At 29.7% G+C, this 15643-nt stretch carries 15 protein-coding genes; all 15 read left to right on the top strand.

All coding sequences use genetic code 11. The features are described from left to right. Positions 1-7: 7 nt before the first annotated feature. A complete protein-coding gene (locus HYG85_RS07395; RefSeq protein WP_113672329.1) occupies positions 8-826 on the top strand; it encodes a response regulator transcription factor in 819 nt (272 codons plus the stop codon). Positions 827-1042: 216 nt separating this feature from the next. Continuing rightward, positions 1043-2377: an ABC transporter substrate-binding protein gene (locus HYG85_RS07390; protein WP_212692939.1), complete on the top strand. Its 1335-nt coding sequence runs from the start codon at positions 1043-1045 to the stop codon at positions 2375-2377. Between the two features lie 240 nt (positions 2378-2617). Further along, on the top strand, positions 2618-3493 hold the full coding sequence (locus HYG85_RS07385; protein ID WP_212692938.1) for a carbohydrate ABC transporter permease: 876 nt from the start codon (positions 2618-2620) through the stop codon (positions 3491-3493). Positions 3494-3527: 34 nt separating this feature from the next. Further along, the gene (locus HYG85_RS07380; RefSeq protein WP_244971296.1) at positions 3528-4385 is read left to right on the top strand and encodes a carbohydrate ABC transporter permease; all 858 of its coding nucleotides are present in this window, start codon (positions 3528-3530) and stop codon (positions 4383-4385) included. Positions 4386-4453: 68 nt separating this feature from the next. Next, positions 4454-5872: a phosphoglucomutase/phosphomannomutase family protein gene (locus HYG85_RS07375; RefSeq protein WP_212692937.1), complete on the top strand. Its 1419-nt coding sequence runs from the start codon at positions 4454-4456 to the stop codon at positions 5870-5872. Between the two features lie 23 nt (positions 5873-5895). Beyond that, positions 5896-7506, top strand: coding sequence for a glycoside hydrolase family 3 protein (locus tag HYG85_RS07370; RefSeq protein ID WP_212692936.1), 1611 nt, complete (start codon positions 5896-5898; stop codon positions 7504-7506). Positions 7507-7556: 50 nt separating this feature from the next. Then, positions 7557-10169: a GH36-type glycosyl hydrolase domain-containing protein gene (locus HYG85_RS07365; RefSeq protein ID WP_212692935.1), complete on the top strand. Its 2613-nt coding sequence runs from the start codon at positions 7557-7559 to the stop codon at positions 10167-10169. A gap of 213 nt (positions 10170-10382) precedes the next feature. Further along, a complete protein-coding gene (locus HYG85_RS07360; protein ID WP_212692934.1) occupies positions 10383-11810 on the top strand; it encodes a hypothetical protein in 1428 nt (475 codons plus the stop codon). A gap of 16 nt (positions 11811-11826) precedes the next feature. Continuing rightward, a complete protein-coding gene (locus tag HYG85_RS07355; protein ID WP_212692933.1) occupies positions 11827-12480 on the top strand; it encodes a hypothetical protein in 654 nt (217 codons plus the stop codon). A 65-nt stretch (positions 12481-12545) separates the two neighbouring features. Next, positions 12546-12965 (top strand): hypothetical protein, encoded by a 420-nt coding sequence (locus HYG85_RS07350; protein ID WP_212692932.1) that lies wholly within the window; start codon positions 12546-12548, stop codon positions 12963-12965. 81 nt (positions 12966-13046) lie between these two features. After that, positions 13047-13421 (top strand): ribosomal maturation YjgA family protein, encoded by a 375-nt coding sequence (locus HYG85_RS07345; RefSeq protein ID WP_212692931.1) that lies wholly within the window; start codon positions 13047-13049, stop codon positions 13419-13421. Between the two features lie 63 nt (positions 13422-13484). Beyond that, positions 13485-14048 (top strand): hypothetical protein, encoded by a 564-nt coding sequence (locus HYG85_RS07340; protein ID WP_212692930.1) that lies wholly within the window; start codon positions 13485-13487, stop codon positions 14046-14048. Positions 14049-14190: 142 nt separating this feature from the next. Next, positions 14191-14604, top strand: coding sequence for a hypothetical protein (locus tag HYG85_RS07335; RefSeq protein ID WP_212692929.1), 414 nt, complete (start codon positions 14191-14193; stop codon positions 14602-14604). A gap of 313 nt (positions 14605-14917) precedes the next feature. Then, positions 14918-15292, top strand: a complete 375-nt coding sequence (locus HYG85_RS07330; RefSeq protein WP_212692928.1) for a ribosomal maturation YjgA family protein — start codon at positions 14918-14920, stop codon at positions 15290-15292. A 62-nt stretch (positions 15293-15354) separates the two neighbouring features. Continuing rightward, a complete protein-coding gene (locus HYG85_RS07325; protein ID WP_212692927.1) occupies positions 15355-15525 on the top strand; it encodes a hypothetical protein in 171 nt (56 codons plus the stop codon). Positions 15526-15643 lie beyond the last annotated feature (118 nt).

Genomic DNA, 15643 nt, shown 5'->3' with positions numbered 1-15643 from the left:
GTTTTTAATGTATAAAATATTACTTATCGACGATGAAGAAATAATAATTGAAGGATTAAAAAAACTTGTTCCATGGGAAGAAATTGAATGTGAAGTTGTTGGCGTAGCAGAAGATGGTGAAGAGGGACTGGAATTAGCCCATGAGCTGAAACCGGATATTATAATATCTGATATCCAAATGCCGAAACTATCTGGGCTGGAAATGATTAAGAGAATAAAAGAAAAGAGCAAAGATACAAAATTTATTATATTAACTGGATATAGGGAGTTCGAGTATGCAAGAGAAGCAGTAACTCTAGGAGTTACTCAATTCCTGTTGAAACCAACTAACCTAGAAGATATAAAAAATGCAATATTGGAGGCAATCAATATTTTAGATGATGAAAGAACAAAAGTAAAAGATATTGAGAACCTTAGAAAAAAACTTTATAAATTTAATGCCTTAAGTGATGTTGAAGAAGATGAAAATGATAACGAAGATGATAAAGTCAGATTCCTAACAGGACAGGCTATAAAATATATCAAAGAAAATTTTAGTAGTAAACTGGATCTCCAAACAGTAGCAGATCATCTATACATAAGTTCTTGGTATCTATGTAAAATATTAAAAAAAGAAGTTGGTAACAGCTTCATAGAATTATTGAATGAAGTTAGGATACAAGAAGCTAAAAATCTATTGACAACAACTAATTATAAGGTCTATGAAATAACTGAGATGGTAGGATATTCAGATACCCCATACTTTTCTAAGACCTTTAAAAAACATGTTGGAATAACTCCAAATCAATATCGGAATAAGAAGTGGGATAATAAACAAAAAGGATGATTCATTGCCATGTTTACAGTACTTTACATAAAGGTATGCAATAAAAGTGCATGCTTTTTTTCTATGTTGTCGAACTCATATTGTCTATAATTGTAATACTAAACAAAATTGTACAATAAAGTGCAAGATTGACTTCTAGGAATTGTCTAAAGTGCATGATATTATATTAATGTAATAAATACAAACAAATAATAACTATTAGGGAGGAGTTACATTATGAAAGCAAGTTCTAAAGTTATGGCGTTATTAATTTCAATTTCATTATTATGTGTACTAGTTGTAGGTTGCGGTGAGAAGAAACCAACTGACTCAAATCAAACAACAGTAGAGGATAACAACAAAGACCAAGATAATAATGATAATAAAGAAGCAAAAAAAGTAGAATTAAGAATTGCAACTATGTTCGGTGGAACTGACCCATCAACAGAAACATTTGAACAATCTCTAAAAGATTTTATGGAATTACATCCAAACATAAAAATCAAAAACGAGTCAATGACATCTGTTGGAGATGAATATAGAACAAAAGTAAAAACAGATTTTTCATCAGGTAATGAAGCAGATATTACTTTCTTCTATACTGGTGCAGATGTAAAAGGAATCATCAATAGTAAAAAAGTTATGCCATATGATGAGATATGGAAAGATTTCCCTGAAGTAGGTAAAGACATTACTGATGGAATTAAAAATTCCATTCGTGAAGCAGATGGAAATGTATATGCATTACCTCTAACAGGGTTCTATGAAGGACTTTTTGTAAACAAAGCATTATTTGATAAATACGGACTAGACTTACCAACAAACTGGGAGAAATTCCAAAAAGCTGTTGAAGTATTCAAAGAAAATGACATAGTTCCATTTGCTGGTCCAATAGCTCAATCACATTATATGATAGAACATTTTGTATTATCACAAGCTGGTGCTGAAGGTCATATGGACGTATTAGAAAATGGTGCTCCTGAGGATTGGGTAAAAGCATTCAATAATATCAAGGACTTGTATGAAAAAAAAGCTTTTGCAAAAGATTCATTAGTAATGGACATTGAAATGGCTCAGAACTTGTTTAAACAAGAAAAATCTGCAATGATTCTTGAAGGTTCATGGTTCATAGGAGGCTGTGAGGACGAATTAAAAGATAAAATGGCTATAATTCCAATGCCAGCCGCTAGTGATAAGATGGATCCAACATCTATTATTGCTGGATTCTCAACTGGATATTATGTAAGCAGAAGTTCTTATGAAGATAAAAACAAACAACAAGCAGTTATTGATCTAGTATCTTACTTGACTTCAGCTGATAGAATTAAAGCAATTGCCGGTGCAAATGGTGGTTCACCATCAGCTAACGTACAAGTAGAAGGTTTACATCCATTATACATAGAAGGTCACAAGATGGTAGCTAATGCAAAAACATTAAATATGCCTATTGATTCTAGACTATCACCAGAAGCATTCAATGTAATTGTAAAAGATGGTATACCTTTCATAGTTGAAGGACAAAAGACTCCTGAAGAAGTATTACAAGCTGTAAAAGAAACTAACGAAAGATAATAATTATTTAGATTTAATAAGATAACATAACCAATAAGAATTTTTTATAAAGGGGCTGTATTATAATACATTTCAAGTTTAATCCCAGTAAGTTAAACATAGTCTATCTTACAATGATAACCATAGAAAATGTATTATGATGCAGCCTTGATAAAAATATATAGAAAATTTTGAAAGTAATTAATGTGGCAATAAATTATCGGAATATATTAGACATAAATTAGTTAGGAGGATGCATTAATGAGAGGTAACAAGAGGAGTAGAAATATAATAATAGTATTATTTTTATTACCTGCATTAATATTTTTAGTTGTATTCATGTTTTACCCATTCATCATGAACTTTATAAACAGCTTCTACAAATCAGATGGATTCCTAGAATCTACGTTCATCGGGTTAGACAACTATAGAAGATTATTAAAAGATGACACTATAAAAATAGCTGTTAAAAATACTTATGAAATCATGTTATATGTATGTGTATTTGAAGTTGGAATAGCTATCATTTTAGCTTGTATGGTGGATAGTATAACAAAAGGGCAAAAATTCTTTAGGACAGTTTACTTTTTCCCAATTGTAATATCTGCTACAGCAATAGGTATGATGTTTAAATTAGTCTATTCATATGATGTAGGATTACTTAATTCCATAATGGAAGCATTAGGACAAGAAAGAAGAAATTGGATTACAGTAAAATCGGCAGTTAAGATGGTTTCCATTCCAATAGTATGGCAGTACATAGGATTTTATTTCATAATTATTCTTACAGCAATCAAACAGATTCCAAAAGAACTATATGAATCGGCACATTTAGATGGTATAAATGGGTTTACAAAAACCATTTATATTACATTACCTCTTATCAGGAATGTAATTATTACGTGTCTTATTCTTGCCATAAACGGAGTTCTAAAAGTATTTGACATGGTTCTTGTAATCACTGAAGGAGGTCCATTAAATAAATCACAGATATTAGGTTTATACATGTATAAGAAAGCTTTTGCAGATAATACTTTCGGATATGCTGCAACTATATCAGTACTAATCGTAGTTTTAGGATTATTGACTATTTTTATAGTTAATAAGATATTTAAAAAAGATACAATAACATATTAGTTTACATAAATTATTAAGAAAGGAAGTAGTATATATGAGCAAGAAGAAAGTTATAGGCATGAAGAAGAAAAAATTCGGCATTGGTACGCTCCTTATCTATATATTCTTATCTTTGTTTGCCATAACCACTATTTATCCCATGATATGGGTTGTGCAGAATGCTTTCAAAACTTCAAATGATATAATGAGCAGCTCATTCACAATGCCAACAAGTCTGTTATGGGATAACTTCAAGACAGCTATTGTAAGAATGAATATTTTCAAAGGATATGCAAATAGCTTGATAATCTCGGGTTCAGTTGTTTTATTTGCAGTATTTTTTGGTTCATTGGCATCGTTTATTCTGGCAAGATTTGAATTCAAGGGACGTAAAATTATAAAAACATTAGTTATCGGAAGCTTATTGATACCTATATTCGCTACTATTTTACCAGTTTTTAGAATGTTATTAAGCTGGAAACTCATTGATACTCATAGAGGAGTTATTTTACCACAGATCGCTAACAATCTGCCTTTTACCATTATGCTGTTAACAAGTTTTATGGAAACTATTCCTAAGGAACTTGAAGAAGCAGGGGTAGTAGAAGGAGCTAACGCTTGGCAGGTATTCTCAAGAATTATTATGCCAATCACAAAACCAGCTATAGCAACTACAGCAACATTTGCTTTTCTATGGTCTTATAATGATTTGTTTACTTCATTGATTATAATAAGGTCAAAAGCTAAATTCCCTATAAATAGATTATTAACAGAGATAAGTAGTCAGTATGGTACGGATTACGGGTTACTATGTGCGGTAATAGTACTTATTATAGTTCCAGTATTAACAGTTTATATGTTAGCTCAAAATCAGATTGTGGAAGGTATGACAGCAGGTGCAGTCAAAGGTTAAAAATAGTGATTGGGGGTAGATAGTTAACAATCATATAATAAAAAATACAGAAAAAGGAGAGTTATATTATGGTTCACTTTGGAACTGGCGGCTGGAGAGCTATTATTGGAGATGAATTCATTAAAAGCAATATAGTAAAAGTAGGGCAGGCTATATCTAATATCATAAAGGATGAGTGTATAAATAAAAGTATTGTAATAGGCTTTGATAGAAGATTCATATCTGATATATCAGCCAAGTGGCTTGCAGAAGTTTTTGCTGGAAATGGTATCAAAGTATACTTTATAGATAAAATAGCACCTACACCTATGGTTATGTACAGTGTGAAAACTCTAGACTTAGATTATGGTGTGGCAGTAACAGCTAGTCATAATCCTGCAGAATATAATGGAATAAAGATATTTACAAAAGGCGGCAGGGACGCCACAGTAGAAGTAACTAACGTAATTGAAGAAACAGCTAATAAAATTGAGGATTACAGGGTTAGAGCTATTGCTTTTGAAAAAGGATTGGAAACTGGAATGATACAAAAGATTAATCCACTTAATGAATACGTAGATACCATACTAAACAAATTAGATCTGAAAGCTATAAGAAATAAGAATCTAAAGATTTTATTAGACCCTATGTTCGGGGTATCTAAGACAGCATTACAGCTTATATTAGTTACAGCACGTTGTGAAGTGGATGTAATACATGATAGACATGATACCATGTTCGGAGGCAGATTACCTTCACCAAGTGCCGTCACATTAAAAAGATTACGAGAAATGGTAGTAGATAAAAAATATGATTTGGGTATAGGAACTGATGGGGATGCAGATAGATTAGGTATTATAGATGAAAATGGGAATTTTATACATCCGAATAAGATAATGTCATTATTATATTATTATTTATTGAAATACAAAGGCTGGAAAGGTCCAGTTGTCAGGAATGTTGCTACGACACATCTATTAGATGAAATAGCAAAAAAATACGGTGAAGATTGTTATGAGGTACCAGTGGGATTCAAACATGTTAGTTCCAAGATGGAAGAAACAGACGCTGTAATCGGTGGTGAGAGCAGTGGTGGCTTAACAATAAGAGGACATATAAAAGGAAAAGACGGTGTATTTGCAGCAGGTTTACTTGTAGAAATGATAAGCGTGACAGGTAAAAGGTTAGCCAGAATGTTAGATGAGCTTGACAATGAGTTTGGTAAATTTGAGATGGTTGAATTTGACTGCAAATTCGCTAACGAAGACAAAGAGAAGTTAGTGGATATATTATATAGACAAAAAAAGCTTCCAGAGTTTAATTATGAGATAGAGAAAGTAAGCTATCTAGATGGAGTAAAAGTATATTTCAAAAATGGTGGTTGGATAATTGCCAGATTTTCAGGAACAGAACCATTGATACGTATATTCGGAGAAATGGATGATGAAGGAAAAGCTAATGAAATAGTGGATGATATGGTGGAGTTTTTGGGAGTTAATGATAGATAAAAAAGAAATTAGAGGTGAGAAATTTGATTAATGTAGACAAGATACTTGCTGAAATGACTCTAAAAGAAAAGATTGCACAGATGTATTTACAGTACTACCAAGGTTATGATGATTTACCAGAAAATCTGAAAGAGCTTAACAGGAAAAATCTACTTGGGGGAGTAATATTCTTTTCAGGAAACAATGTTAGAGATATAGACCAGTTACATAATATGACCAAGAAGATTCAATCTTATGCTAAAGAAAACAAATATAACTTACCATTTTTATTAACTATAGACCAAGAAGGCGGACAATTAACAGCAATCTTCAATGGTACTACAATTTTCCCTGGTAACATGAGCATGGGATTCGCCAATGATGAAAATTTAGCCTATCTACAAGGAAAACATGTAGGAAAAGAGTTGAAATATGCAGGAATAAATATATGCTATGCTCCTGTACTTGACGTTGATTATGATGTGAAAAATGGTGTTCCAGTAGTAGATAATAGAAGATTCTCTACAGAACCACAAGTTGTAGCTGATATGGGTTCATCATTCATAAAAGGACTTGAAGATGAAGGAATTCTAGCTTGTGGCAAACATTTCCCAGGTATGAGAATCACTAAAGTGGATACTCACTTTCAAGTAGATAGAAGTCCATATGATAAAGAAAGATTGAAAAACGTAGAAATATTACCTTTTAGAAAAGCCATTGAAAAAGGTGTAAGTTGTATAATGACACATCATGGTATATTTGAAGCACTAGACCATGAATATCCAGCCTCATTATCTAAAAAAATATTAACATATCTGAGAGAAGATCTTGGGTTCCAGGGATTAATAGTTAGTGATGATTTGATAATGAAAGCTGTACTTAATGAATACGGTGAAAAAGAATCAATTAAACTAGCCATAAATGCTGGCATAGATTTAATTATATCAACATGTGCCAGTGAATGGTTTGTAGATTATGTTTATGATTGCGTCATCAATGGTGAAATAGAACAATCAAAAATAGAGGAATCTGTGAAAAGAATTCTTGAGTATAAGAAAAAAGCAAATGTAGGTGAAATACCAGATAAAAAAGAATACGACAGTAACTATGGAAAAGAACTATCAGCCAAGATAGCAGCAAAAGGATTAATACTATATAAGGGGAACCAAGAAGAACTGCCAATAAGGATAGATAAAAAAGATAAAATAGGCATAATATTAGGTAATCCAGCTAGACTTGTGATGTCAGATGCCACTAACCTATACGATATATCATTAAAGGATATCATCAAGAAAAAAGGTTATCACAGGAATATAAAAGAGGCAATAATGCCTTGGCATCCTACAGATGAAGAAATCATATCACTAGCCGATGTAGGAATCATATCCGATGTATTGATATTTACCACAGTCAATGCTTATCGTTTTGATAGACAGATTGAAGTATTAAAGGAATTTAGAAAATTTTGTCCGACCAAAAAGGTTATATCCATTGCTACTAGAAGTCCAATGGATGCAAAAATCTTAGCTGAATACTCAGATTATGTAATTATAACAGGCGGTTTGACTCCAAGTATCTTAGAAGGTGTTTCTAACGCAATATTTGGAAAAGAAAAGTTTGAATATAATAAGGCTAAGGAATTCTTTTGTAGGTAAATAACAAATAACATTAGGTACGAGAAAAAAATAAAAGGACGAGGAGAACAATGAAAGATATTACTAGGATCGTTAAAGATTTTTCAAATGAATATCATAATATAAAAGATAGTAAATCAGGATATACCATCAATAAAATGCCTGGTAATACGTATTTTATTGATGATAGTAATATACTGGTTATGCCTAGAGATGATGGAGAATGCAGATATCCATACGGGCAGAAAGGTTTTAATTTCTGGGCTTATTCTTCTGGATACATGCATTGTAATGAGGGATTATTCTCACCATTCATCAGGGCATCCGAGGGTGCAGAACCTAAAATAGCTTTTTTTGCAGGTATTAAAGATGATGAGAGATACAGAGTCATACCTTTATTATCAGTACCAGTCATTGAGGAAGCTGAACATTTAGGGGTAGAAAGATATACAATATTCACTAAGGGCGCAACATATTACATAACAGAATATGACAATATACTATTTGCAGTCAGAGTTTTCGTTGACGAGAATAATCAAGTATATTTTACTATAACAGCCCATAACGAAAATGAAGATAAAAGAGAAATTTTTATTTCATCTTATCTAAATCCATTTTTGAAGAATGCTATTGTTGAAAACTCTACTGATAGATGGTTCAGACAGGTTACATATATAGATGTAAAAGACGTAAATAAATTAGGAAGTTTCGTTGTAGAGACTTACGAAGAACTGGACAGATCATCTATGAAGGCTAATTACGGTGTTATAAATAGATATCTTAAGCTGGATGAGAATTCAGAACTCATAAAATCTGAAATAACAACTTCCAGGTATAAGTATGTTGGTGGTACAAGAAAAAGTCTTCATACACCATCTGCACTATATAATGGTACTTTTGGTGAACATCAGCCTATCTGTACTTTTACAGAAACAGCTATAGCTGGGGATTTGATGAGATTAAAATTGAAAGATAATGCTAGAATAGATTTAACTCTAGGTTATTGTTTTTCTGATGATAAAAAGAATAAGTTATTAAAGGAATATACAACTTGTAATAATATAGATAATCTGTTACAGGAAATTGAACAAGAAGAAAAGGATAGACAATCAAGACTTGATTTAACATTTGGGAGAGAAATTAATGAATCTCAAGTTAAACCTTATGTACTGAATTCATTTTTTGAACATCTAAAAAAACAAGTTGAATTTTGTTCAGTTATCAAGGGATATATTCAATTATCAAGCTTTTCCCTAATAGGTATAAGAGATGTATTCCAAGCTATTGAAGGTTTATTATATTGGCAGCCTGAGGTTGCTAGAGATAAAATGCTGGAGGCACTTAATTTCATTGCACCTAATGGAAGATGCCCAAGACAATACTCTCTTCCTAAGAGAGAAGGAGAACCACCAGCAATGGATTTAAGACCTTTCATTGACCAAGGAGTTTGGGTTATAAGTACAATATCAAGTTATCTGAAATTCACAGGTGATTTTGAGTTCTTGGATGAAATATGTGGTTATTACGATATCATTGATGATAAAATCCATAGTGTACAAAAAAGCCATAAGCAAAGTACTGTATTACAACATTTATTTGATATCATGGATTACTTGTTGGTCAACAGGGATCATGAAAATACAAAATGCGTGTGTGCTCTATATGGTGATTGGAATGATGCACTTGATGGTCTAGGTGTAAGTAAAGATAAAAGTAAGGAATATGGAACAGGTGTATCAGTCATGGCAACCTTACAAGTTTATCAAAACCTTAACGAGATGATAGAGCTTCTAGAATTATTAGATGCGAATAAATATCAAGATATAATAAAACAATATAAACAGGCAAGATTAGAGATTGAGCAAGGATTAAAAGAACATGCTGTCATTTCTAAAGACAATATGAAAAAGATTGTTCATGGTTGGGGCGATGAAAAAAGCTATTATGTAGGCAGTTTCAATGACCCTGATGGTGTTGAGAGAGATGGACTTACCTCTAATGCTTTTTGGGCGATTTCTGGTTTGTATGACCAAGATACAAGTATAGAAAGTACCATTATTAGAGCTTTTGCAAGACTTGATTCCAAATATGGGTTAAAGACCTTTGAACCTCATTTTGAGAGAGGTGTTAAAGGAGTAGGTAGGATACCTAATCTCCCAGCAGGGACAGCGGAAAATGGTGCTCCATATATCCATGCTTCAATGTTCGGTATAATGGCACTATTTAAAATGGGATGCAGTGAGTTAGCATGGGAACAATTAAATAAATCTATGCCAATAACCCATGATAAGATTTCTTGCTCACCTTATATAATGCCTAATTCATATGGTTATAATGAAGAAAAATGCATTGACGGGGAATCAATGCATGATTGGCAGACAGGAAGCTCCAATGTACTGTTGAAGATATTTTTAAAATATATATTTGGATTTCAGCCTGAATATAAAGGGATATGGATTCAACCATGCAAGAATATACCTTTTAAAAGTTTTGATTTCAGTATTATGATGGGTGAAACTGAAGTAATAATAAAATATGAGAACAAGGGTTATGATAAGAGGGAATTTTACATAGATGAGAATAGAAAACAGGGGACTTATGACAGTATAATGAAACTAGATAAACTTTGGTTAGATAAATCTTTACTGGTTAAAGATAAAATTATTGTTAGGGTAACAGATTAATATTAGTAGACTCTTTAGTGTAGAGCGGTGAAATAACAAGAGATTGTTGGTTTCACCGCTTTATTTTATGGAGGTATTACTTGGAAATATATTAAGAATAACGAATAATATGTAATAAAAATGCATTTTATCCCATAAATCGTGTCGTTCGTCAGGATTTGTTGAAAAATAGTTGTAAAAAGATATAATAATAAATGAAGAAAGGAGCTAGTTATGGGACAAACAAAATACAATTTAAATGCTTTATCTGAAAAAGAAAATGACTTAATAGAAGTAAATAAAAGAATAGACTATATTTTTAATAGATTCAAAATTATTAAGAATTCTGTTGACACTGATATTATAAGAAGAGATAATATTAGTAATCAATTTAATAGTTTGGTAAGTGATTTTCAAAATCTTATTGAAAATACTTACAATTCAAGTAGGATTATTAATAGAGCAATAACTGAATATAGTGATGGTGAACAACAGATACATAATCTTCTTAATGGATTATTAGGTATAAATAATAATTCATGTGAAACAGAGATGAATAAAATAAAACATAAGGAAGTAAGTATGAGTGGGGGCAGTATTTTACAAAACTGGTTTGAAAAATTATATGATCAATTTATAAGTAAAGTAACTCATATAAAGAAGTTTTTTGAGGATAATGGAGTTTGTGTAAATAATAAAGATTACTCAAAGACAGTAGTTGAAGATAGAGATGCGTTGAAAAGTGGTGTATTGGGTGATTTAGAGATAAATACATACAGCAAATTAGAGTCAGAGAGAATTTTTAGGAAGGCATTTGAAAAAGAATCAAATAATCCTAAAAATTATGGAAATGGATTTATTACAATAAGCGGTAAAAAAATTCCGATTTTCATTCCATCAGTATATTCAAATGGTTCGAATGCTAATTTTAATAATGAAGGTTGGAATAATAATCTAACTAAGACTATAACTGATTTAGAACTTGATTGGATAAATGCAATTGGACATTTCGGTGACACTCTTGAAGAAGATACAGGAATACCTTATAAAGAAGTTGGTAGAAAACAGATTATGGATTATGGAAATTTTAATGGTGGAGGAAAAGTACAAGGTGCTCTTTTGGCATTAGAAATTGTTAATACAGCTATAAATAATGCTACAAAAAATGTACTTTCAATTACTGTACAAGAAAAAGATGGACAACAAAGAGCTATTATTCAATTTGGTAGTTATAATAATACTTTAATGAAAAAAGCAGGCATAACATACGATAAACTGGCTTTTGGTTATTGGGCAGAACCTGGCCATAATACAGCTGTAAAAGGACTAAATGATTATTTAACATCACGTGGATATGGCGAATATGTGGAAGGAGAAAGGCATACTAATGTTCGATTAACAGTTGACAGTAGTCATGCTAATGATCCATATGTAGGTTACATTGGAGTTAATGATAAGGGACAATTAACTATGACTGCTAAATTATATAAAGATGATAATGCTCAGATAGTAAGTGAAAAAACTATTCTGTATCAGTATTATTATGGAGAATATGATGTAAAATATGATATGTATAATGATCTAAGAGAATCAGGAACAGGTGTAATAAAGAATAGTAAAATATTAAAAGATGCAAATAAACAATATATATTTAGTAATTAGATGGAGGTCATATAAAGTGAAGAATCAAAATGATGATAAAAATATTGAAGATATTAATGAATGGATGGAACATCAATATGACCCAGGACACTATTTAGGGGGAAATGTTCCCCCAGCCTATAAAAATCCAGCCAATAAAAAAGCACTCGGTCTATTGCTATTAATAATGGGTCTTGGTGTAGGAATAATATATACTATAATATTTATTAAGTCATTAGGTGAAATGGACGAAAAAAAAGGTTTCATTGTATTTTCAATCTTCGCTTATAGTATTTTTATCTTACAGATAATTGGTGGTATAAGAACTTTATCCAAAGCATACTCTAAAGAACATTTCAAAAGGATAAAGAAGAGAGTCATTCTTAGTAGTGCTTTAATAATTATTATGATTGGTATAGGTACATGGTCGAAAGAACAATTTAAACTTATAAAAACATTTGAAGTTACAAATACTAATTCCTTTGATATTGAAGAAGTACAGTTAAAAAAATATGTGTACCTTAAAGATAAACAAATAAAACTTGAATGTAACGAAGATAATTATGGTGTACTTTGGGAATATAAGGTGGTTCCAAATGAAAATACTAAATATATTATAACGTATCAATATTACTCATTTAATCATAAAAAGGGAACAGTATTAAAAATAGATAAAATAAAAAATGAATAAGGAATTATTAATAGATGTGCCTACGGATAGGGAACATCTACCAGTTATGTCATAAGGGAGGCATTATGAATGTTTTTGATGAATTACAAAAAGAATTAGAAAAAACTAATATAACAGAATTTGAACTTCTAAACTTATCAATTGATGGAGTGCTAACTATTATAGGGAGTTTTGATTCTAGCTACAATCATGACATAGAAATCTATATAAAGAATCCAAGTTATATCTCGTTACCTAAATATTTTGAGTATCCAACTTTTAGACGAGCTACTGAACAGGAAAAACAAGATTTGAAAAGAGAAAGATTTTTGTCTAATGATATAGATGGTACTGTTATATGTGTAGAATTAGATAAAGGTTTTGATAAATTTTTTGAAAAACACTACATCATAGCAGAGGATTTTTCATATAAATTTGGTGTAGTATATCATTATAAACGTGAAAATCTTAAAGAAGGTGAACGAATCGCCGAATGGATTAAATAATTCTGGAGATAAAGAAATTGTGACACAGTTACTATTTTCCTTATAACGAAATATTTGACTAATAATAGAAAGAGATATGAAATGAAGAGAAAATATTATTTATTAACTTTTTTGATTCTATTAATAACAGAATTTTTTATTGCTATATATATACATGATATGTTTATTAGACCATATATTGGAGATGTTTTAATAGTTATTTTAATGTATACCTTTATAAGAGGTATACATCAAAAGAAGATAAAGTTTTTACCTATATATCTTTTGCTTGTTGCAATAGTTGTAGAAATAGCTCAATATTTTAACCTAGCAGAAAATTTTGAAGATAACATCTTAATGTCAACTATTATTGGAAGAACATTTGATATAAAAGACATTTATTGCTACTTAGTAGGAACTGTTATCATTCTTATGTGGGAAAAAATAGAAATATATAAGGTTATTAGCAACGCTTAGGGAATTCAATTTAACTCATAAAGACTTGAATATGTATTCAGTAACAAAAGGAGATTATATAAAGTGAAAGATCAAAATTTCAATAAAAATCTAGATAATAAAAAAGCGCAGGGTTTATTGCTATTAATAATGGGTCTTGGTGTAGGAATAATATATACTATAATATTTATTAAGGCATTAAGTGAAATGAATGAAAAAATAGGTTTGATTTCATTTTCAATCTTTGCTTATTCTATTTTTGTTTTACAGATTATTGGTGGTATAAGAACTTTATCTAAAACATATACAGTGAAACAAAAAGAAAAAATTAAAAAGTGGATATTTTTCAGCACTATAATAATTATTGTTGTAGTTAGTATAAGTATGTGGATTATATCTCAATTTAAATCAACTGTAAGTATAGAAATTACTAGTATTAATCAATTTAAAATTAGACAAATTAAATTTAAAGATTATATATATCTAGAAGATAAAGAACTTAATTGTGATAAAGAAAGCAGTAATATATTAAGATGTTATAAAGCAGTACCTAAAGATAACGTAAAATACATAATAACATATCAATATTATGAATTTAATCCTAAAAAAGGAAAAGTTATAAAAGTTGAGGAGATAAGAAAGGAATAATAAATGTTACCCAGTTCACATGTTACATAAAAGCAGAATACATAGAAACAAGAAATGACTATTTCTAGTCTTTCTTTTTAATCTGAGTTATATTATTAATTTGTCCTCACATTACATTTTTGTTAAGGAGGATTATTAAAAAGTGAGAAAAATAATTAAAATTATACCCATAACAATATTGGTTTTAATAACTATATCTATTATAATACAATCTAAAAGTAATCATATCAGTATTTATAAACAATATACTGATGAATATATTAAGATTATCACTAATATTACTAATGAAACAAAAGGTTTATCAATAGAAGAGGCTATACAAGTTATACGAAATGAAAAAAATAAAAATGCTATAAATGATTTGAAAAAAATTGTAGATAAATGCGAATTAGAATTTAATAATAGTTCGAGAAATATAACCTTTTACCATAATTCTATCAAGAAACAATATGATGAATTAAACATGTTATTTATTGATAATACAGACATGAAAAAATTACAAGATATTTTAACTAGTTTTAGAATAGATAAATTTTATAAAGAGAATGTAAAGTAGCTAATGATTAACAACATATTTTTGTTGAGTAATGTAAAAAATAAAGACAAATCATTTCACCATAAATATTATATCGAGCTTTAAAGAAATTAAAGAATATCTTAATAAAGAACATGTAATAATGGGTATCTATACGATTGGTCATTATCTATTACAACGCTTGTTATACTTGGGTGACAAAAATAAAATAGATAAATATAGCTATCTTGGTGATTTTGATAATTACACCGAACAGTAAGAAACTAAAAAAGGGCTTGAGAATCAAGCCTTTTATCATAATGAACAATTGACTAATAATAGAAAGAGATATGAAATGAAGAGAAAATATTATTTATTAACTTTTTTAATTCTTTTAATAACAGAATTTTTTATTGCTATATATATACATGATATGTTTATTAGACCATATATTGGAGATGTTTTAATAGTTATTTTAATGTATACCTTTATAAGAGGTATACATCAAAAGAAGATAAAGTTTTTACCTATATATCTTTTGCTTGTTGCAATAGTTGTAGAAATAGCCCAATATTTTAACCTAGCAGTAAATTTTCAAGGTAACATCTTAATGTCAACTATTATTGGAAGAACATTTGATATAAAAGACATATATTGCTACTTAGTAGGAACTGTTATCATTCTTATGTGGGAAAAAATAGAATTATATAAGGTTATTAGCAACGCTTAGGGAATTCAATTTAACTGATAAAAACCTTATCAAACAATATTTAAATAAAGGATGATGATTCTATGCTTATATATATAGTCTTTTTATCTACTTATGAAACATCTAGAATCTGGTATTTAATTATAACTCTATCTATAGGATTTGGTGTTATTCTATTTGCTAAATTAAGAGAATGGTTACTATCATATAAAGAAATAAGCTCAGATGACATAAATGATGATAAAAACGAGTAACATTTTAATAAACTGTTTGTAACTTTGATAATTACAGCCACTTAAAATTTTATGGAAATCTAGAAGAAGAATTTATTTACCTTGATAAATTATAATAGTAGATTAATAACAAAAGATT

It is taken from the genome of Vallitalea guaymasensis, from assembly GCF_018141425.1.
GTDB classification, from domain to species: Bacteria; Bacillota; Clostridia; order Lachnospirales; family Vallitaleaceae; genus Vallitalea; species Vallitalea guaymasensis.
Note: the sequence above shows the minus strand (reverse complement) of the source record. Positions and strands in the feature narration are given on the sequence as shown.